General features: G+C 63.0%; 14 protein-coding genes. 6 read left to right on the forward strand and 8 right to left on the reverse strand.

The genetic code is table 11. The features are described from left to right. Nucleotides 1–54: 54 nt before the first annotated feature. The 6 genes from P5205_20305 (at nt 55) to recO (ending at nt 9,490) form a co-directional block, all read left to right on the forward strand. Nucleotides 55–543, forward strand: a complete 489-nt coding sequence (locus P5205_20305) for an HIT domain-containing protein (protein ID HSA12709.1) — start codon at nt 55–57, stop codon at nt 541–543. Nucleotides 544–654: 111 nt separating this feature from the next. Then, complete coding sequence (locus P5205_20310) at nt 655–1,638, forward strand: PhoH family protein (protein HSA12710.1); 984 nt, start codon at nt 655–657, stop codon at nt 1,636–1,638. A 109-nt stretch (nt 1,639–1,747) separates the two neighbouring features. Beyond that, nucleotides 1,748–2,206 (forward strand): rRNA maturation RNase YbeY, encoded by a 459-nt coding sequence (gene ybeY / locus P5205_20315; protein HSA12711.1) that lies wholly within the window; start codon nt 1,748–1,750, stop codon nt 2,204–2,206. A gap of 107 nt (nt 2,207–2,313) precedes the next feature. After that, complete coding sequence (locus P5205_20320; GenBank protein HSA12712.1) at nt 2,314–8,094, forward strand: immune inhibitor A; 5,781 nt, start codon at nt 2,314–2,316, stop codon at nt 8,092–8,094. Between the two features lie 50 nt (nt 8,095–8,144). After that, nucleotides 8,145–8,852, forward strand: coding sequence for a DUF502 domain-containing protein (locus P5205_20325; protein HSA12713.1), 708 nt, complete (start codon nt 8,145–8,147; stop codon nt 8,850–8,852). Continuing rightward, nucleotides 8,849–9,490: a DNA repair protein RecO gene (recO, locus tag P5205_20330; protein HSA12714.1), complete on the forward strand. Its 642-nt coding sequence runs from the start codon at nt 8,849–8,851 to the stop codon at nt 9,488–9,490. Before P5205_20325 ends, recO begins: the two co-directional genes overlap by 4 nt. Before the next feature lie 32 nt (nt 9,491–9,522). Here recO and P5205_20335 read toward each other — a convergent pair whose 3' ends face one another. The 8 genes from P5205_20335 to P5205_20370 form a co-directional block, all read right to left on the reverse strand. Then, nucleotides 9,523–10,533 carry a multidrug DMT transporter permease gene (locus P5205_20335; protein HSA12715.1) on the reverse strand — a complete coding sequence of 337 codons (1,011 nt, stop codon included), beginning with the start codon at nt 10,531–10,533 and terminating at the stop codon, nt 9,523–9,525. A 19-nt stretch (nt 10,534–10,552) separates the two neighbouring features. Beyond that, a complete protein-coding gene (locus P5205_20340) occupies nt 10,553–11,656 on the reverse strand; it encodes a LacI family DNA-binding transcriptional regulator (GenBank protein HSA12716.1) in 1,104 nt (367 codons plus the stop codon). Between the two features lie 182 nt (nt 11,657–11,838). Next, entirely contained in the window at nt 11,839–12,579 is a 741-nt protein-coding gene (locus P5205_20345; GenBank protein HSA12717.1) for a prepilin-type N-terminal cleavage/methylation domain-containing protein, read from the reverse strand. Nucleotides 12,580–12,889: 310 nt separating this feature from the next. Further along, nucleotides 12,890–15,244, reverse strand: coding sequence for a glycoside hydrolase family 127 protein (locus P5205_20350; GenBank protein ID HSA12718.1), 2,355 nt, complete (start codon nt 15,242–15,244; stop codon nt 12,890–12,892). A 15-nt stretch (nt 15,245–15,259) separates the two neighbouring features. Then, nucleotides 15,260–16,189: an endo alpha-1,4 polygalactosaminidase gene (locus P5205_20355; protein ID HSA12719.1), complete on the reverse strand. Its 930-nt coding sequence runs from the start codon at nt 16,187–16,189 to the stop codon at nt 15,260–15,262. Nucleotides 16,190–16,192: 3 nt separating this feature from the next. Further along, nucleotides 16,193–17,725, reverse strand: coding sequence for a sulfatase (locus P5205_20360; protein ID HSA12720.1), 1,533 nt, complete (start codon nt 17,723–17,725; stop codon nt 16,193–16,195). A gap of 48 nt (nt 17,726–17,773) precedes the next feature. Continuing rightward, entirely contained in the window at nt 17,774–19,645 is a 1,872-nt protein-coding gene (locus tag P5205_20365) for a hypothetical protein (GenBank protein HSA12721.1), read from the reverse strand. Between the two features lie 39 nt (nt 19,646–19,684). After that, nucleotides 19,685–21,078 (reverse strand): hypothetical protein (locus P5205_20370; GenBank protein ID HSA12722.1); only part of this gene is annotated, 1,394 nt, incomplete at its 5' end.

Raw genomic sequence — 21,078 nt, forward strand, 5'->3', positions numbered from 1 at the left:
TGGACGCTGGCATACCTTTTTGACATTCCCATCATCAATTACTAATCTTTGCCCATGGAAGCATTGCACGCTCCCTGGCGGATAGAATACATCCTCGCGCCCAAACCCGCGGCCGGCGAGAGCCTGTTTGCTCGCATTGGCCAATCCAACGATGACGAGGCGAATCATGTCATCGCGCGCGACCGCACCTGCTACGCCGTGCTGAACACCTATCCCTACACCGGCGGGCATCTGCTGATCGTGCCCTACAGGCAAGCACCGGATTTGAACGGGTTGACGAACGCAGAACTGGCAGACTTAATGATATTGACACGGCGCTGCCAAAACGCGCTGAGCAAGGTGATGAAGCCGGATGGATTCAATATCGGAATCAACTTGGGCAAGGTGGCAGGGGCGGGGGTTGAGGGCCACGTGCACATCCACCTTGTGCCGCGCTGGCAGGGTGACACGAACTTCATGCCCATTCTGGCGAATACCGTTGTGGTGCCAGAAGCCCTGCGCGACCTGGCCGCCAAGCTCCGGAAAGCTCTGGCCAGCGATTAGCTGTTCGCTTCTCATGCTATCCAGGTCTGACACTGTTCCAGTTTCCTCGACACGGTTGCTCCCCTGCTCGCCCCCGAAACCCGCTACTGGTCCCGCTCCTCGCAGTTAGCCATGGCCACTGAAACACTTCACTTCGAAAACGCCCGCATCGCGCAACAACTCTACAACAACGACCCTCGCAACCTGCAGGCGCTCGAGCATCAACTCGGCGTCAAAGCCACCTCCCGCGAAGGCTGGATCAAATTGGAGGGCGCGGCCGAGGCCATGGACCGTGCCAAGCACCTGTTTCTGCTGCTAGAAAATTCGCTGCAAGCTGGCGCGCCGATTCGCAACCGCGAATTCTCGCACGCCCTGAACATCGTCAAACACGAAGGTGTGCCGATGCTCAAAGACATCCTGAGCGACCGTATTCAGACTTCGGAGAAGAAGTCGAGCGTAACGGCCAAAACGGTAGGGCAGAAGCGGTATCTGGATGCGATCCGGCGCCACGATGTGACGATCGGCGTTGGCCCGGCTGGCACAGGCAAGACCTACCTGGCGGTCGCGCTGGCACTGACCTCTTTGCGCGAAGGCCGAGTTTCGCGCATCATCTTGACCCGACCTGCGGTCGAAGCGGGCGAAGCGCTGGGCTTTCTGCCCGGGGACCTTTACGAGAAGATCATGCCTTACTTGCGCCCGCTACACGACGCTTTGCACGACATGCTCCCGGCCGAGGAAATCCAGAAGCACACCGAGCGGGGCGTTATCGAAATCGCGCCCCTTGCCTATATGCGCGGGCGCACACTGAACAACGCTTTCATCATTCTGGATGAGGCGCAGAATTCAACCACCGAGCAGATGTTCATGTTCCTAACGCGGCTGGGCATCAACTCCAAAGCGGTGATTACCGGTGACGAAACGCAGATTGACCTGCCAATGCACAAGAAGTCCGGCTTGCTTGAGGCGCACCGCGCCCTGAAACACATCGAAGGCATCGCAATTGTGGAGTTCACCAAGAGGGATGTCGTGCGGCATCCCCTGGTGCAACGGATTATCACCGCCTACGAAACGCACCGCGGCCAGAAGCCGCCTACCTCGCATGAGGAGACGGCGTGACCGGCCGGGCGCGGCGCGCAGCACCGCGACTGTGCCGTGCGCCCGCTGCGGGCTGGGATGTCAAAGGTTGGTGACGTTGCGCAACCGGCAGCGTAGTCGTGGCATAAACATGCGTCTACTCCGGCAAATTGTGCATGAACTGCTCCAGAGAAAGTCGCCAGATGGCAATCTCAATCTGGGCGTCTATCTCGTGGCCGATGCCGAGATGACCCGGCTCAACGAGACTTTCCTGCACCACAAAGGATCGACCGACGTAATCACCTTCGACTATGCCGAAGAGGCGCGACCACCGTCTCCAGTGCCCAACTCCCTTCGTCTGGTTCACGGTGAGGTCTTTGTTTGTGTGGATGAAGCGCTGTCGCAAGCCAGCCGGTTTCATGTCAGCTGGCAGAACGAACTTGTCCGCTACATCGTTCATGGTGTGCTGCACCTCCTCGGCTACGACGACCGCCACCATCGCGCCCGCCGCACGATGAAACTTGCGGAGAACGCAATGGTCCGCCAGTTGGCCCGCGAGTTTGACTTCCGCCGTATCGGCTTCCGACCAGCGAATCCCCTCAAACTATAGTTTATTTCCCTGCTTGCGCCGTCCCCACCAATGCGGCCGGATCGGTTAGCCCTCAAAGTGTCAAGTTATGTGGCAGCAAAGCTGCTTCCGCAGGCATCAAAATGACTATGCGGACATCCTATCTGGCATCAAATCAGCTCCCGCGTCGCTCCGGCATGCTAGTCTGGTTGCTGGTCGGCGGGCTAATGGCTGGTTCCGTGGCGGCAGCGACACTACCCTTCAATGATGATTTTGAGGACGGCCTGGGCAATTGGTCCCCGGGCGGCGCGTGGGGTGCGACCACGGCGCGCTATGGTTCGCCGGGTCACGCCGCTACCGACAGTCCCGGCTCCTTCTACACGAACAATACTGACGCCGCGCTGGCACTCACAGTGTCGTTGGACCTCACGAGCGCGACCCGCCCGGGCCTGAGCTTCCAGCACTCCTACGCTCTGGAAGCGAATTACGACTTCGGTTACATCGAAGCCTCCACCGATGGGGGTAACACCTGGCTCGCGCCAGCCCTGAAGGCCTACACGGGCAACCTCGGCGCGATGTCTCGCGAACAGTTGGACCTGTCGCATTACGCGGGAGCGACCGATTTCCGGATCCGGTTCCGCCTGACCACGGACTCGTCGGTGGTGATGGATGGCTGGTATGTGGACGATGTGCACGTGGCCGAGACACCCGCAGCAGTGACGCTGTGGGCCACCCAAACAAATCGCAATTCCGTGGTTCTGGCATGGGAACAGGCAGCCGCGCCGGGATTTGCTGGTTACCGCCTCTATCGCTCGCTCACATCCGGGGTGGATTGGCATTCCGCGCGGCTCGTCGCCGAGATCAGCGGCCACGCGACCACGAGCGTCACGGACATTGCCGTCAGCCCAAAGACTCGTTACTACTACCGCCTCGGAGTCGTGAACACGGACGGAATGCTCACCTTGGGGAATGAGTGTGTGGTGACCACGCTGCCGGGCATGGACTACCCGTTCCTGGACAACGGCGAGAGCGGCACGGCGACTTGGATCGCCGACACGCCGTGGGGGTTGAGCGACGAGGACGTGATTTCGCCCACGCACTGCTGGTCCGATTCTCCCGGCACCAACTACGCCAACGGCATCACCTCGCAATCGCTTACACTCTCAGCCCCGCTGTTCCTGACCGGCTACGCCACCGTGCCAGTCCTTTCGTTTAGCCATCGGTACGACTTCGCGTCCGGGGACTCGGGTAACGTCGAAGTCTCACTCAACAACGGCGCGGACTGGACGTCACTGGCAAGTTTCACCGGTAGTGTATCCAACGTATGGAGACACGCCCGCTTCAGCCTGGCCGACTACACCAACGCCCCATCGGTCCTGCTGCGCTTCCGGGTCACCACCGACACCTCCGGGCAGGCTGATGGCTGGCACCTGGACAACATTTCAGTTGCCCAATCGCCCGCAGTAGTTAACGCGCCGGTGCTCGATCAGGTCACATCCCATACCATCCGTGTCAGTTGGCCGGCCAGCAACGAACCTCTGTTTTCGCACTACGCTGTGTTACGTTCCACAGCCCCTGGAGTGGGCATCAACTCCACCCTCGTGACGACCCTCCCCGACCAAAACACCACCACCTTCATCGACACCAATCTCGCACTGGACACGGTCTACTATTACCGCATCTATGCGGTCAATTCATACGGCGCTTTCTCGCCCGACAGCCTCACTGAGAGCAGTGCCCGCACGCTGAACAACCCGCTACCCTTCAGCGATGGTTTTGAAGGAACGCTGGAAGGCTGGAACCTCGCCGGGAGTTGGGGGCCGGCAACCAACGAGGTCCACTCCGGCCGAGCCTGCCTCTCTGATTCGCCCGGTTTCAACTACACCAACTCCTCCGACAGTTACGCTTTGACCGCCGTGGATTTGACGGGGGCAGTCTGGCCGGTGTTGAGGTTCTGGGATCGGTATCGGCTGGCGGACAACGACTGGGCGCGGCTGGAGGTTTCGACCGACGGCAACAGTTGGACCCCGCTCTATGGCGCAGCGGGCATCCGCACCGAGTGGGCCGAACAGACCATTGACCTCTCGCCTTACAAGAACCAGAGCAACTTGCGCATCCGCTTTCACGTCTGGACCGATGGGAGCACGACTGAGGACGGCTGGAGCATAGATGATCTGGTGGTGACGGAGCACACACCGGCGGTTATTGCCCTGCCCTTCTACGAGACCTTCGAGGCGGGGCTGACCAACTGGCTCCACTCCGCGTGGGCGCTGGACACCAACGGGGCCTATGGGGGCAGTTATGCGGTGCGGGACACGCCCACGGGGCGGATGAACCCCGACACGACCTATTGGCTGGGGCTGGGGGCTAACCTGAACCTGAGCAACACCGTCAATCCGCAACTGGTGTTCTGGCTCAAGGGACAGTTGTGGTATCGGTCGCGGTTCCGGGTGCAATATTCCACGGATGCCGGGCTCAACTGGGGTGATCTCTATGGGCTTAATTATGACTGGAACCAGGACTGGACCCGGGTGCAGGTGTCGCTGCAGAGCCTGGTCAACCAGACGGTGCGGCTGCGCTTTGCCACCTGGAACGAGTACAGCAGCGCCCCCGCCCAGGACCTCTGGATAGACAACCTCGCCCTCGAGGAGATGCCCGCGGCGGTCACACTTGAAACGCTCACGCCGGGGCTGCGCTCGGTGGATCTGGCCTGGACGGCCTCGACCCTGGGGGCGGCCTTCAAACGCACCGAGGTGTATCGGGCGACGCATGCCACCGTAACCCTGAGCGACACCCTGATCGGTACCTTCACCGATCCGGCGGCGACCAACCTCACCGATACCGGCCTGTCGATCGGGGCGACGTATTACTACCGGGTGTTCACGGTGGACACCAACGACGTCTACAGCCCGTCCAACGAGCGGTCCACCACCACGGTGCCGGTGCCCTGGCCGCTGGCCGACGCGATGGAAACGACCGACCAGTGGGTAACAACGGGCACTTGGGGCACTGGCGCCAACGGCCGCAACGGAGGCTGCCTGAGCGATTCGCCCGTGGGCGATTATGCCAATTCCACCGACAGCTACGCGTTGAGCGCGGTGAATCTGGTGGGCACGACCTGGCCGGTGTTGAAGTTTTGGGATCGGTATCGGCTGGCGGACAACGACTGGGCGCGGCTGGAGGTTTCGACCGACGGCAACAGTTGGACCCCGCTCTATGGCGCAGCGGGCATCCGCACCGAGTGGGCCGAACAGACCATTGACCTCTCGCCTTACAAGAACCAGAGCAACTTGCGCATCCGCTTTCACGTCTGGACCGATGGGAGCACGACTGAGGACGGCTGGAGCATAGATGATCTGGTGGTGACGGAGCACACACCGGCGGTTATTGCCCTGCCCTTCTACGAGACCTTCGAGGCGGGGCTGACCAACTGGCTCCACTCCGCGTGGGCGCTGGACACCAACGGGGCCTATGGGGGCAGTTATGCGGTGCGGGACACGCCCACGGGGCGGATGAACCCCGACACGACCTATTGGCTGGGGCTGGGGGCTAACCTGAACCTGAGCAACACCGTCAATCCGCAACTGGTGTTCTGGCTCAAGGGACAGTTGTGGTATCGGTCGCGGTTCCGGGTGCAATATTCCACGGATGCCGGGCTCAACTGGGGTGATCTCTATGGGCTTAATTATGACTGGAACCAGGACTGGACCCGGGTGCAGGTGTCGCTGCAGAGCCTGGTCAACCAGACGGTGCGGCTGCGCTTTGCCACCTGGAACGAGTACAGCAGCGCCCCCGCCCAGGACCTCTGGATAGACAACCTCGCCCTCGAGGAATCGCCGCTCCCGGTAACGCTCAATCCGCTGGATGAAATCACGTCGGCTACGATGCGCCTGAATTGGACCGAGGCGGCCATTGGCAACTTCAAGGCATACCGCGTTTACCGGTCGGAGTCGTCGGGCGTCAGCGAAAGCTCGACGCTGCTGGCGGTGTTCACGAATCGCGCGGCGACCACGTTCACCGACAGCAACCTGGTGGCGCGCAAGACCTACTATTATCGCGTCTATCTCTACAACCAGTACGATGATGGCGTCGGCTCCAATCAGTCTTCCGCGACGACCGCCGGCGTGAGCATGCCGTGGACGGCCAACTTCGAGACCAACCAGCCGGGCTGGACGTTCACCGGCACCTGGACACTCTGGCCGGGAGCGGGGCGGAACGGTTCCGCCGGGCTGGTAGATTCGCCGGGCGATTACGCCAACAGTTCCTCCCACTACGCCCAGTTCGCCGTGGACCTGCGTAACAACGTCTGGCCAGTCCTGCGCTTCTGGGACCGGCACATCATCGCCAACGCGGACTGGGGACGGGTGTTTGTATCCGGCGATGCCGGCGGGAGTTGGACCCGGGTCTATGGCGTCTCGGAAACGCGCACGAACTGGGCGGAGCAGACGGTGGACCTGTCACCGTGGAAGAACAACAGCCAGGTGTGGGTGCGCTTCCAAATGGACACTGACGGCGGCACGCAGAGCGACGGCTGGTATCTGGACGACGTGTCGCTCGGCGAACACGCGCCCGCGCCGGCAGCCTATCCATTCTATGAGAACTTCGAGACCGGCCTGGACAACTGGCTGCACCCGGTCTGGACCGTGGACACGAACCAGCCGTTCGCCGGGCAATACGCCGTCCGCGACACTGCGTTCCCCTGGCTGCCACCCGATACTCAACTGGCGTTGGTTTTGGGCCGCGAGTTGAACCTGACCAACGCGGTGAACCCGGTGCTGACCTTCCGGCTGGGCGGGCAGCTCTGGTACCGGTCGCGCTTTCGCGCGCAGGCTTCCACCGACGGCGGCATCGCCTGGAACGACCTGATCACCTTGAACTACGATTGGAGTCAGGACTGGACTCGGTTCCAGGCCCCACTCACGAGCTATCTCAACCGCTCGATCAGGCTGCGGTTTATCGTCTGGAGCGAGTATGGCTCTGCCCCGGACCAAGACCTGTTCCTGGACGAGATCGGCATCGGCGAGCCCGCGCCCGGGGCTCCCACCCTGGCGGCACCGGCGAATCTTGCCAGCGTCCCGATCGTACGCCCGACCTTGTCCATAACCAACGCGGTGGATTACCAGGGCGACCCGCTCTCCTACCGGTTCGAGGTCTATGCGGACGCGGCATTATCAACCCTGGTGGCTCAAGTGCCGGTAGTGGCGGCCGGCACCGCAGTCTCAAGCTGGCAAGTGGACACCGACCTGCCCAACAACGCGCAATACTGGTGGCGATGCCAGGCTAGCGACGGCACTAACTCCGGTGCGTGGATGACGACCGCGACGTTCTTCGTCAACGAAATCAACCACCCGCCCGCGGCACCAGTAGTGGCCGGCCCTCCATCCGGCACCTTGGTGACGAACCTCGACGCGTTGTTATTCTGGTTCCCGTCCAGTGGCGATCCCGACGAAGGCGATCGCGTAACAACCTATCAGCTCCAGGTCGCCGCGGATCCGGACTTCCTTGCCACAGTCATTAACGCCACCAACATTCCGGCAGTGGCAGTGCCGCCCGGAACCAATTGGGTGTTAACCCTTCCGCTCGGTGCCCTGCCCGGCGCCAACGATCTGGTCGAAGGGACGCTCTATCATTGGCGCATCAACGCGCAGGACTTGCGCGGGCTGTGTTCCGACTGGTCCGCGGGCGTGAACACCTTCCAATTTGGCATTGCGCCACCGCGACCAAGCACGATCACGGCATTCCGCTTGAATGCCAGCGGCCAAGTAACGCTGGAATGGACCGGCGGCGCAGGGCAGATGTACGTGGAATTCAGTTACACGCTCAGCCCGCCGCAATGGTATGAGCTGGCCGGGCCGCTAACGGGCACGAGTTGGACCTTCACACCCTTGCCGAACAGCCAATCGGGATTCTACCGGGTGCGGAGCCGATAGGCCTCGCTTTCCCTTGAGGAACAACCGATGCCTGCCTAAGTTGGCGGGTAATGAAGAGTCTTCTCGCGCGCTGGCAGGCCAATTTCTGGGCAGGGCTGGTGATCGTCCTGCCTGCGGTGATATCCCTGGCCGTGCTTCGGTGGCTGTTCGGCACAGTGGCCAACATCACCGACACCCTGCTGATCTTCCTTCCTGCCACGCTGACGCATCAGAGCGGCGGCTACGGTCCGATGTACTGGTATTGGAGCCTGGTGGCACTGCTGCTGGCCATCCTTCTTATCGGCGTCGTCGGCCTGCTGGCGCGCAATTACTTTGGCCGCAAGATCATCGAGTGGGTGGACCTGGCGCTGTTGCGCATTCCGTTGCTTAACAAGATTTACAGCGCCACCAAGCAGGTAAACGACGCTTTCTCCACCTCCAGCAAGACTGCATTTCGCACCGTGGTGCTGGTGGAATTCCCGCATCCGGGCACATGGACGATTGGTTTCGTCACCAGCGAGCAGCAGCAAGAGGTGCGGGCGAAGACGGGCCAGAGCGTCGTCTGCGTTTTTGTGCCGGCCACCCCCAACCCGACCTCAGGCTTCCTGTTGATGGTGCCGGAGGCCAAGGTCATCAAGCTGGACATATCGGTGGCGGCGGCCATTAAGTACATCGTCAGCCTGGGGGCGATTCTGCCTGAATCCTCTCCATCCTTGCGGCGGGCGGACAACAGCCTGCCGGTGGAAACGAGCGGGTTGTCAAACCCGCACCTGCGATGAATGAAACTGCCACGGGACTGGTTTTCCGCACCTGGCCGCTTACCGAGACGAGCCTGATAGTGCACTGGCTCACGCCCAGCCTCGGCCGCCTGGCCACGGTGGCCAAGGGCGCGCGCCGGGTGAAGTCTCCGTTCCACGGCAAGCTGGATTTGTTCTATCTGGCGGACTTCAGCTTCAACCGCAGCCGACGTTCCGACCTGCACACGCTGCGCGAGGTGACGTTGCGTGACACCCACCGCGGCCTGCGCCAGGACCTGGGGCTGCTCCGCCAGGCGTCTTACTGCGCTGCCTTGGTCGAACGCGCCACCGAAACCGAGACGCCTCTGCCCAAGGTCTTTGAACTGATGCTCGGGCTTCTGCGGTATCTGGAGGCCCAAGCGCCCCAACCACAGACCGTTCTGGCTTTTGAGTCGAAGCTGTTGACGGAGCTGGGGCTCCAGCCCGACCTAGCCCGGAGCCAACTGAGTACGAGTGCGCGGCAGGTCATGAGCGCCCTGGCCGACGGCGACTGGCCGATGGTGGGCCGACTGACGCTAAACCAAGGACAGCTCAGGGAGGCGAAAGAGTTCCTGCAGGGCTTTCTCGCCTACCACATCGGGAGACCCGTCAAAGGCCGGACGGAGGCGATCGGGGTGTAGGCCTCGCTTGAAGGTCGCGCGAATGCCGCATTTTAGAGTTTCGACGCGACGAGAATCCCCAGCCCCAGCAGGTAGAACAAGAACATGGCCGCCAGGTACTTGTTGGTCCCCGCGGGCGCACCTTTGAATTCCTTCCAGATGAACACGCCCCAGAACGCGCCGACCATCGTCGCCCCCTGCCCCAGCCCGTAGGCCAGCGCCGCCCCGGCCTTCGTGCTGGCGATAATGCTGAAGGCCATGCCGACGTTCCATATCATCCCGCCCAGTATCCCAATCAGGTGCAGCCGCAGGTTGCCCTTGCTGAAGTAGTCGCCAAACGCCACCGGCGCGCCCGACAGCGGTTTGACCATCATGATGCTGTTCCAGATGAAGTTCGACAGCAACAGACCGCCGGAGAACAGGACAATCGCCGTGTAAGGGCTCAGCTTGCCGGCTTCCAGCGTCTTGGTGGCGGGATCAATGCCGCCCATCGCCTGCGCGACAAAGCTGTAAAACCAGCCCATCAGCAGCCCCGCCGCCACGGAAATCACAATCCCCTTGGTGGGGGCCTTCTGCCCGCCGCTGGCCAGCTTCTTGTAGGCCAGTCCGTCCAGGATGATGGCGATCACAACTCCCGCCACGCCCAGCGCCAGCATCGGCACGTTGCCCTGGTGAGTCGCCATGTAGGTGGTGATCACCCCCAGCACCAGCGCCAGGCCCACCCCCACCGGAAACGCCACCGCCAAACCGGCAATGTCTATGGCCGCCACCAGCAATATGTTGGACAGGTTGAAGATCACGCCGCCCAGGAAGGCCGAGCCGAGCCACTTCGCGTCGGCCTGCTGGAGGTCGGCCAGGAAACCGCGTCCCCCGCTGCCGGTGCTGCCCAGGGTGACGGCCAAGAGGAGCGCCAGCAGCAGCACCCCGATGGCATAGTCCCAGTAGAAAAGCTGAAAGCGCCATTCCTTGGTGGCCAGCTTCTGCGTGTTGGCCCACGACCCCCAACACAGCATGGTGATGATGCACATGACAACGGCGATGGAATAGGATTCGACGATTACCATAGGTTGTGGTCAGGCTGATTCAGTTGTTCGGTTGTTGCGGCAGCAGGTTAGAGGGTAACGTCTCCAGCCGCTTGACCGACTCGCGGATGACCAGGGTGGTGGGGAGCAGGATGCCCCCCTTGCTTTGGCGTTGTGGAGACTGGATCTGGTCAAACAGCAGCTTGACGGCCACCTCGCCCATTTCCGAGTTAGCCTGCGCCACCGTGGTCAAAGGAGTGGCGAGATAAGACGAGTAGGGCGTGTCATCGAAGGAGATAATGGAGACGTCGTCGGGGATGCGACGCTTTTCCTCGGCAAGTGCGCGGATCGCGCCCAGCGCGTTCAGGTTGCTGAGGGCCAAAAGCGCGCGCACGCCCGGCTCGGTGCGCAGCAACAGCTTGGTTTCAATATAGCCGCTCTGCTCGGTAAAGCTGTCTCCCACGATCAGGCTCTCCTCGATCGGGAGGTGGTGCTGCGTCAGCGCTTCCCTGTAACCTCGAACGCGGGATTCGTTGGGAGACGTGCCGCGCAAGCCCTGCAAGCACGCGATGCGACGGTAGCCGCTGGCAATCAACAACTCGGTTGCCTGCTTCGCGCCGGAAACGTTGTCAGAGCTCACATACGGCAAGGGCAGGTCCGGGAAAAAGCGATCCACCAGGACGATGGGTAGCCGGCCGCCGACATATGAGCCCAGGTGTTCAGCAGACTGCCCGGTGGGGCAGAGCACCACCCCTTCGACGCTCCGGCTCTGCAGCAGTACCAGTTCCTGCACCTCCAGCTCCGTGTCGTCCTGGCTGTCGCACAGAATGACCGAGTAGCCGTGCTTGCGGGTTCCGACAATGACCTGGTGGGCGATGCCCGCAAAGAACGGGTTGGAGATGTCCGGGATCACCAGCCCGATCGTGAGGGTCTTTTTAAGGCGCAGACTCCGGGCCAGTTGATTCGGAACGAAGCTGGATTCTTTGGCCAACTTGCGGACGGTGGTTTCGGTCTGCTTGCTGATGCGGTAGCGACTTGCCTGGCCACTCAAAACGCGGGAGATGGTGGTTACCGAGAGACCGGACAGATCGGCGATCCGCTGAAGCGTAGGCTGAATTCGGCCAGGCACAACCGGGGGCTGCGGGCTGGTCTTTTCGTGCATCATTTGGCGCAAAACTGTCTTCTTGTCACCCGAGTGTGGTAGCGAACATGATTACTCCTCTGCCTGTGCGCAACACAATCGTTTGCGCCATGATGCAGTTTCTCAAAGGCATAGTCAACATATTCACTGGCCGTTGGCCGCCCACTCAGCAGCCCACTGATTCCGCCTTGCGACTCCCAATCGAGTCACCAATACCCGATGTAATCGTTCTGCACCGGACTCGGGTTCCAAAAGGTCCAATGCGGGCGCATGAAGGATTGCCTGCGCCACTGAACCGACCCGTCCAGGGCGCCAACGTGCCCACCCTCGGACCGGAGGGAAGTTGGCGGAGGACTCCCGGCCAAATGGCGAAGCCCCCCGGGAGTGTGGGGCGTGACTGTGACATTCGCCTGGTTGTCGAAACTGTCAATGCCGGTGCTGACAATATCTGCCAGCAGGACGGTATAGGGGGTGGCGGGGTCGGTTGTCTTCTTCGGAGAATCCCAAGGCCAGGGAATCGGACCGTAGTTTCCATTCCGAGGTCGCGTATCAATATGGGTGGGCACGCTCCACAGGCAAAAGTACCCAACACGCACCCGGTCTGGCTTGAACCAAAACCACGAACCGATGGGGAGCAGATTGGGACACGACAGACAGTTTGTGCTCATACGAGCGGAGGTGACAAAGTAATCGTAGGAATTGGTCGGCAACCAGACGGCGTGAGTGGACTGGACCCCCGCAGCGGGGTTCCACACAGCGCTGGGGAACCGGTCGGAATTGTCCCCCGCGTACATGATCACCGATAACGAAATCTGCCGCATATTGGACTTGCAGGCCGCCCGGTGCGCCTTTTCTTTGGCTCGGGCCAAGGTTGGAAGAAGCAAGGCAGCCAGAATAGCGATGATCGCTATCACCACCAGCAATTCAATGAGAGTGAACCCGCGCATGCCAGCTATGCGTCTGGAACGCCCGGTTTGAGGGTTGTCTGACCCTGGCTCGCTGGACACGACGATCTTCCGCAGCGGAGAGGAGCCGTGACGGTCAGCGCAAACCATTGTCCTAATGGGCCGGATGATCTGCATACTCGTTAACTTACCTATGTTTCTACACCGAACGGCTTAACGCAATCGTTTGTGCTAATATCCCATCTTCCTGCGCCAGCGTCAACGCTAAAGTGCAACAAACTGACAGAGTATCCGTTCCCCAGCCAGGATGAGTGGCACTGGTGATTGTCGGGCGAAGCTGAGGCCGGGGCAATCATTGCATCGGAGCGTAGGCTTGCAGTTCACCGCAGGAGGAGAACGCCTGCCTGGGATTATCACCGGAAGCTGGTTTGCCGACCACGCGGAGACCGAAGACATGGATCGGCTTGGCCAGCTGGCAGGTGAATCGTTCGCCTCCCTTAAGGCCGGCGGGATTCTCGGCGGTTGTCGCCGGGTAGCCAGCGATTTCACACAGGCGCATCCACGGACCCTTGGCAGTGGACTGGTATTCCAAACGCGGTTTGCCGGCAGCGGCGTCGAACCAGCCGCCATCGTGGAAGGTCTTGCCGTGGGCAAACATCACCCGGTTGACCAGAACCGGCTCCTCGAGTTCCACCCCAAACCAGTCCAGCGGGGCGCGTTTGCCGCTGAAGGTGGCGGCGATGGTCTCGCAGTTGTCGTCAATAATTGAGCCGGCGTTGGGTTTGCGAGAGCGGACTTCGATGCCGTCCATGAGCAGGTTTCTGTCCGGACGTGGCGGCTTGTACGGAAGCCATATCCTGTAGGCGCTGCCGTTGGCGCCGGCATCAGCAAATGGAACCAGGCTGAGGCTCAGCGGTGTGCCTGCTTTCAACGCGCCGGCTGGTTTGCACGTCACGCCGTTGATGCTAAAGACCTCCGCTCCCGGCCACGATTTGAGCGGCTTCGGGGCCGGCCTGGGTGTGAAATGCAGCGCCGCGAGCGTCGGGCCGGACACACCGACGGCGCTCAGCGGGCAGTCCTTGGTTTTCAGCAGCGCTTCATCGGCGGCCAGCACCAGCGGGCCGTAGAGGACCGCCAGGCGGCTCTCGTTCTTGTGGTCGCCCACGACCAGCCGCGGCTCGAGCGTGAGCACCAGCTCGACCTCATCGCCCTGCTTCCATTCGCGGCGCACAGCGGCGTAACCGTCAGGGCTAGGCTCCGCGTTAACCTGCCGGCCATTGACCCGCAACCCGGGGCTCTGGCACCACGCGGGCACGCGCAGCTTGAGGGTGAAGAAATGCTGCGTTTCAGGCGCAAGGCTGATGCGGATTCCGCCGTCGCTGGGATACCTGGTTCTCGTGCGAACGGCCACGGGCGTGCCGTCAAGGAGTCGGAGCTGGGCGGCGCCTTCGTCATACAGGTTGATCACGATGCCCTCGGCATCCGTGCTGAGGGCGAAGGTCGGGATGAGCGCGACGCCGCGCGGCCCGCTGGACAGGCAGCAATGACCTTCGAGGGTGCTGCTATAGGGCTTCTTGCCCTGCATTTGCACATAGTAGCCCCAAGCCGACCCGTCCGGGCATTGGGCGCCGAACAACTGGTTGAGCACCACCTTCTCCAGTTGCTCGGCAAAGCGAGCCTCGCCGGTGAGCCGCAGCAACTGGGCGTTGAACTGCAGCCAGGTGGTCGTGACGCAGGTCTCGCCCACGTTGTTGACGTTGGGCAGGTCGAAGTCGTCGTGGAAGAACTCGCGGTAGCTGGCGGCGCCGGTCAGGTAGAGGCGGTGCTGGACGATGTCCTGCCAGGCGTTGAGGCAGGCGTCCAGGAACTGGCGGTCGCCCACCGTGCGGTAGTATTCGAGGGCGCCGTTGAGACAGGAGAGCATCTCGTAGGCCTTGCCGTTGCCAACCTTGTCCACGCGTTTGGCGCCCAGGAGCGTCGAGACGATCTTCGGGCCGTTGGGCCGTTCCCAGGCGCGAAGGATGTACTTGCAGAAGTCGAGGTAGCGGGTCTCGCCGGTGAGCCGGTAGAGCAGGACCATCGGCTCGAGCACGCTGGTGGGCGCCATGCCCATGTGCTGGCCGGCAGGGATGATGTCCCGCTGGCCGGGCTGGTCGCCAAAGGTGGCGCAAAGCAGGTCGGCCATGCGCCGGCAGGCGGGCAGCGGCCCCATGTTGCCGGTGTAGCGCATGTAAGTGATGAGGCCGATGAGGTTATACTTGTGCGCCCAAACGTCCCAGAGGGTCCAGCGCTCGCTCTCGACGTACGTGCCGAGGTAGCCATCATCAAGCTGGCACTTGACCAGTTCGGCTGCGGTGTAGTCGAGCTTCTCCCGCAGGGCCGAATCGCCGTTGTTGACCCAGGCCAGTGTGGCGGCATGAAGCCACTTGCCAATGTGCTCGCCGTCCCAGATCTGGCGGCCGGGCCGCTTCCGGTAGCCTTCCAGAAGGCGATCGGGGTCCATCTTCACCATGCGGTTATCTGCGTTGGCGGCGACACGCCTGCCGATCCAGCCGCGCAACTGCACACAGTCGGGGGTCTGAAAGTCCTGCCGGTCCGCAATGACGGGCTGGACCTTCTCGGGGACGAGAGTAATGGCGCTGGCTCCCACAGCCAGCGGCGCGGCCACGGCCAGCGCCAGGGCCAGGGTCAGATGGTGAACGATCATATGCTTCTATTTCTTCTACTTCGGCTTTGGTTCCTGTGCGCCTGAGCGGCCCGGCTTGGTCTCCCCCTCCCTTAATACCACGTCGAGCGATACCACGCTGACGTACGGAACAAATCCCAGGGCCCTTTGCCGCGCGTAAGCGTCGGCAATGCAAGCGGGAGTCCGGGCATAGTCCACCCCGAGCACCAGCTTCCCGGCACGCTTGATCGCCAGGGCGTTCTGTCGGTTTTCCTCGCACCACCGCATCCGGGCCGGCTTGTCGTGGGCGAGGTAGAACACGTCTTCGATCCCAAGGCCGTCCACGGCCTGAATGTACTCTTCGTTAGGCTTGGGCTCCCAATAGGCCCAGGTGTAAAGCTCGGGCGAGTTCTGGGGCACGATCTTGAACTGGGGATTGGCCGCCTTGGCATACCTGGAGATGCGGCTGATCAGCCCGACCATCCGGTGCGCCAGCTCCTCTCGCTTCATCTCTTTGGCCGGCACGGCTTCGTAGGCGGTCACCATGTCCAGGTAGGCGCCGTCGAAGCCGGCCTTGAGGGCCTGATCCACTCGTCCCTTGACCACCGGCCACCAGCGCTCGTCCCAGAACTTCACGAGCCGTTCCTTGGGCCAGCCTTTGACGACACCCACCTTGAGGTCCTCCGGAACGTCTGGCCATTCCGGGCGGTAGTTCTCGATGGCGCCGATCTCGAAGTAGGCCAGCACGAACATCCCCTGCTGCTGCGCCGCCCTGATCTCCTCACGCGTGAAGAAGCCGCTCTTGCCATCCCGCGCCAGGTCAATGACCGCCAGGTCGAAGCCGGCGCCGGCGATCTCGTCCAGCTTGCCGTCCTTGTACTTGGCCAACTGATAAACCCAGCTTTTCACATTGGCCCAATCACGACTGCCCGAGGCGGGCAGGATGGCCAGCAACAAACAGCCAAGCACGCTGAGGTTTCTCTTCATGGGTCAGGTCTTCTTCTGCCGCTTGGGCGGGACCTCAGGCTGCGACGGGTCGTAGGCGGGGTTGGGCGCCGGCATCTGCGCGCCGACTTCCTTGCGCCAGGCGTGCAAACGCGCGCGCAGCTCCCGAACTTTGTCCGGCATGCTGGCCGCGAGATTGGTCTGCTCGCCGATGTCGTCCCGCAAGTTGTAGAGTTCGACGCGCATGCCGCTGAAGAACTCGATCAGCTTGAAGTCGCCTTTGCGGATCGCGCCGTAAGGGGTCGTGCCGCCGAGCTGATAGTGCTGGTAATGGGGGTAATGCCAGAAAAGCTCATCGCGTTTCAAGCCGCCGGTCTGACGCAGGAGCGGGACGAGGCTCACGCTGTCCAGCGCCGTATCCGCACGTTCCTTGGCGCCCACCGCTTCCAGGATGGTGCGATACAGGTCCGTGCCGATGACGGGCGTGCCGCATATGCTGCCCGGTTTGGTGACGCCGGGCCAATACACGATGAGCGGCGTGCGCGTGCCGCCCTCATAACAACTGCCTTTGCCGGCGCGCAGCGGCAGATTGGATGTGGTGCCCTGCGTGATGCGCCCGCCATTGTCCGAAGCGAACACGAAGACCGTGCGATCGGCAAGGCCAAGTTCCTCGACTTTGTTGCGCACGCGGCCGACGGCGTCGTCCAGGCTTGCCACCATCGCGGCATAGACTTCGTTCGTCTGAAATTGCCCGGGCCGTTTTTGGCCCCGGAACTTCCGGATGAGGTCTGGCTTGCCCTGGATCGGCGTGTGAACGGCGAAGTGCGGCAGATACAGGAAGAACGGTTTATCGTTGTTCGCGTCGAGCCAGCGCACGGCTTCCTCGCCGAGCCGGTCGGTCACGTATTCTCCTTCCGGGCCTTCGGTCAGGGTGGGAATCTTGTACGGCGCGAAGTAGCTCGGCGGCCCCGGTTTGTCCGAGCCGGCAATGTTGCGGTCGAACCCGTGCCGCTCGGGATAATAGTCTTCCCCGCCCAGGTGCCATTTGCCGATGCTGGCCGTGGCGTAACCGGCCTGGCGCAGCGCGTTGGCGAGGGTCAACTCCTCCAGCGGCAGATGCTTGGTCCAATCCGGCACCAGCAGCTTCGGGTTCGGCGGCGGCAGGCCCGGAATCCAATCCGTGATATGGAGGCGGCCCGGGTACTTGCCGGTCAGGATGGCAGCGCGGGAGGGGGAACAGACCGTGCAAGCGGAGTAGGCCTGAGTGAACCGGACGCCGTCGCGCGCCAGCCGGTCAATGTGCGGGCTTTTGTAGTAGGTGCTGCCGTAGCAGCCAAGGTCCGTCCACCCCAGATCATCGGCGAGGATGAGCACAACGTTCGGCTTGACCACGGCCGCAGCCGGCAATTGCCCCGCTGAAACCGGGGGACGCAGCGGCGTCTCGGCAGAGCGCCGCAAACTGCTTCCATCCCAGCCAGCGGCGCTCTGCCGAGAAGCCGCTACGAGTGAGGGGTTCATGGACAGGGCGACCGCTGCCGCCAGAACGCTCAGCCAACTCATCGGATCATAGCGCTTCATGGATTGATAACGACCGGCCGTCTCACGGCGCGACACTTAACGCCATTGCTACTTTGGAACGAACTGCAAGGCCAGCACCGGTTTGCCCTCGGGCCCGAAGTCGCCGGCGATGCGGATGGCGGCCTCGGTCCAGGCGTTGGTCTCCGGCCGGGTAAGCGCCAGGGTCAACTCCTTCCGCTCACCCGGAGAAAGCTCTGCTGCCGGCGGAAATTGCGCCGCCCAGCCCTCCGGCGCAGTCACTCGCAGCCGCCCGCTGGTCTTGTTGGCGCCGAAGTTATAGAGGAACACCGGGACCGACTTCGCGCGCGCGGCGCCAAACCGGTAGGCCGACTCCTTTAAGACGGTGTCGGCCTCGGGCAAGAGCGCCTGGAGAACCACGGGCGCAGCCTCGCCGGCGAGCGGCCCCGCCGGCCTGGGCGGCGGGATGAGCTTCGGACGGAGCGCGGTGGGAAAGACCGCGAGGACCGGCGCGCGGCCGACCGGGAGCGTCCTGCCCGTCACCCGCACCGCGCGGCCCAGGTGGTCGTAACAGGCCTGCGGCGCCCCCGGCAGCTCCCACGTCCTGTCGCTCTTGGCCCAAGCCACCGCCACGTCGGCCGCCTTTCCGTCCGGCCGGGCGCTGAAGAAATAGGCCTGCCCGGCCTTGTCGCCCAGCTCGACCCGCCCGAGCGGCCGGGCATCCGCCAGCAACCGGCCCACAGCGGCCAGCGCCACATAGCCGGGGCGCGGAGTCAGATCGCCGTGCAGCAGGCCAAACTGCACCGCCCCTTCGCTATATTGTGGCAGAATGAAGTAGAAGACCTGCGCCGCACCCTGGTGCAACGACAACGCGTAGGTCTTGGTAAGGCGCTCGGCTTGCAGGCGCAGGTTCTCCGCGCTGAGTTCCCTCAGCTTCTCATCCCCCTCCCATTTCACCCGGACGCTGATCTCCGTCACCCACAGGGGCTTTCCCGCGGAGACGGCGCGGTGGTCGGCAAACGCCTCGGGGTAGCCCTGGAGTTGCTCGTAGCAGTGCAGATTGTACGTGTCGAAGCAGCCCCAGGCTTCGTTGGCCTGGAAATCCCGCAGGGTCGCGGCGCGGTGAATGGCAAAGACGTTCAGGCAGGCAATCACCTTCGGGTTGCCCTCTTTGAGACCGAGGTAAGCCGCCTTTTGGAGCGACGCCATCTCGCTGCCGGTGTGCCCGCCAAACACCTCGATATCCGCCTCATTCCACGGCTCGATTGCTCCCACCTGCCCCTGCCACCGGCGCGCCATCTCGCGATAGAACCGGTGGATGTCCCGCAGATCGAGCGGGAAACGCCGGCCATTCGGGTTGGCCCAGGGCGCGGAGGCGTGGCCGACCTGCAACACCTGCAGGCCCGCCGCCGCCTGGGCCTGCGCCGAGGCGTCGTAGCGGTTGCTCGGGGCGAACTCCCCCCGCTTCGGCTCCAGTTCCGGCCACGAGAGCCGATCCCGCACCCAGTTGATGCCCGCCAGCGCGCAGAGGTTGGCCGGCGCAGCCATCCGTTCGGGGGGAAAGAACCACGCCATGCCCAAGTCGGTCGCAATCGGAGAACTCAGCGGCGTGGGCGCCCGTAATGGCTCCAACACTCCGACGGTGACGCGATTCGTCCCGGCCCCGCCGCCACCGCTGAGCACCTCATAATAACCGACCGGCAGCTTGCCGAGGCGCGCTCGGCCGTCATCATCCAGGCGCCCCTCGGCGACCATCCTTCCTTCGTAATCCACGACCCGCCAGGCTGGCACTGACTTCACAGCCGCCTCGACCACGACCGCCTCGCCGCGCAGGAAGATGTTGCCCGGATGCGGGGGTAACGCGCGCGGGATGACGCGGCCGTGTGTCTCAGCCCTGGCTCGGAGTCCCGGGCTGATCAAGACGCCCAGGATTCCGGCGATTATCCAGATGCTTCTCGTCATGCGTCCGCGCCGCGACGGCGCGGCACCCAATCCCGATCGTTATTGGCGCAGACGGAAGAACTGCTGGCTGGCGGCACCCGTGCTGTTCGTGTAAGGCCGGGTTCCGTTCACCACGTCGAGGTATGGCCCCGTGACGGCGGTTGCCGACTGCAGGAAGTATGAGCCGTTCCAGTCCAGCACCAGGTTGTCGGGGTTGGGGCTGGCCGAAAGCAGCGGCGAGGCGGCAGACGCGGGCGCCGTCGGGCCGAGCCGGATGCCGCGGAAGTTCTGGTTGGCGCCGGCGCTGGCGATCGCAGTCCCCGTTGACGCCGCGCCGGTGTCTTCGAGGACCACGATCTGGTTGTTGACGTTCTCGCTGGTCACCGCGTACAGGACGGGGTTGGCCCCGCTGAAATCCGCCGCCAGATAACGCGCGCCGTTGTTCAGGCCGTTGGTCAGCGTATAGGCCCGGTTCCAGTTCGAACCATCGAACTCCCAGCGTTGGATGCCGCCGCCGTTGGCGGCCGCGCGATCATCGGCCAGGTAGATCAGCATCCCGTTGGGGCTGACATCGCAGTCCGACGAACCCGTGGACCCGGATGCAATCAACACGGCGGGCGTCGCTGCCGCCGTCGGCATCCCGTCCAGTTTCATGACGCCGTTCTTGTTGGCAACGGCCGACACGCAGTAGAGGTCCCCGTTGAACAACCCCATCGAGCGGAGGTTGTTCCACTCGCTCTGGACCAGCGCCGCCGGCGCGTCGAAACCAAAATAATGCGTCCCCGGCGAGCGCCCCCAGCCCCAGTAATTGTTGGTGCTGTCCGTCAGCCCGCCGCGCCAGATGATGTTGCTGAACGCGTTGGTGCTGGCAATGGCCAGCGTGTAGCGCCCGCCGGCGTCCACCACCCCAATGCCGCGCGGCACGGCCGCCGCGGTCGAGTTCTGCAGCGGCGCGCCGTAGCCGAGATCCGTGTGGTAGCCCGCGATCACCAGGTGCGTCCCATTGGCGGAGCGCGACAGCCCGTTGCCCGTGATCGAGGTCGCGGCGCCCACCGAAACGATGTACGGGCCGATGCCGATGATGCCGTAGGGCCCGCTATCCGGTATGCTCAGCGTGTTCACATAAGCCCCGTTCTTCGCGAACTGGTCCAGGAACATCGAATTGCCCTGATCCGTCAACTGCTGGTCGCCGCTGCCCATGCGGATGGCCACCGCGTTGGTATCGTAAAGCCGCGTCGAGGCGGCAATCGCCACCACCGCCACCGTGCTCGTCTCCGTGTTGATCGAGTTCCACACAATCACCCGGTAATTGCCCGTCACCCCCGCCTGAACATTGCTCAAGACGTAGCCCGCCGAAGTCGCCCCCGGCAAATCCGTCCCTTCCCGCTGCCACTGGTAATTGTATTTAGTTCGATACTCCGGGCCCTGGCCGGTGGCAGAGTGAGTCAAACAGC

It is taken from the genome of Candidatus Paceibacterota bacterium (genome assembly GCA_035452965.1).
Taxonomy (GTDB): domain Bacteria; phylum Verrucomicrobiota; class Verrucomicrobiia; order Limisphaerales; family UBA8199; genus UBA8199.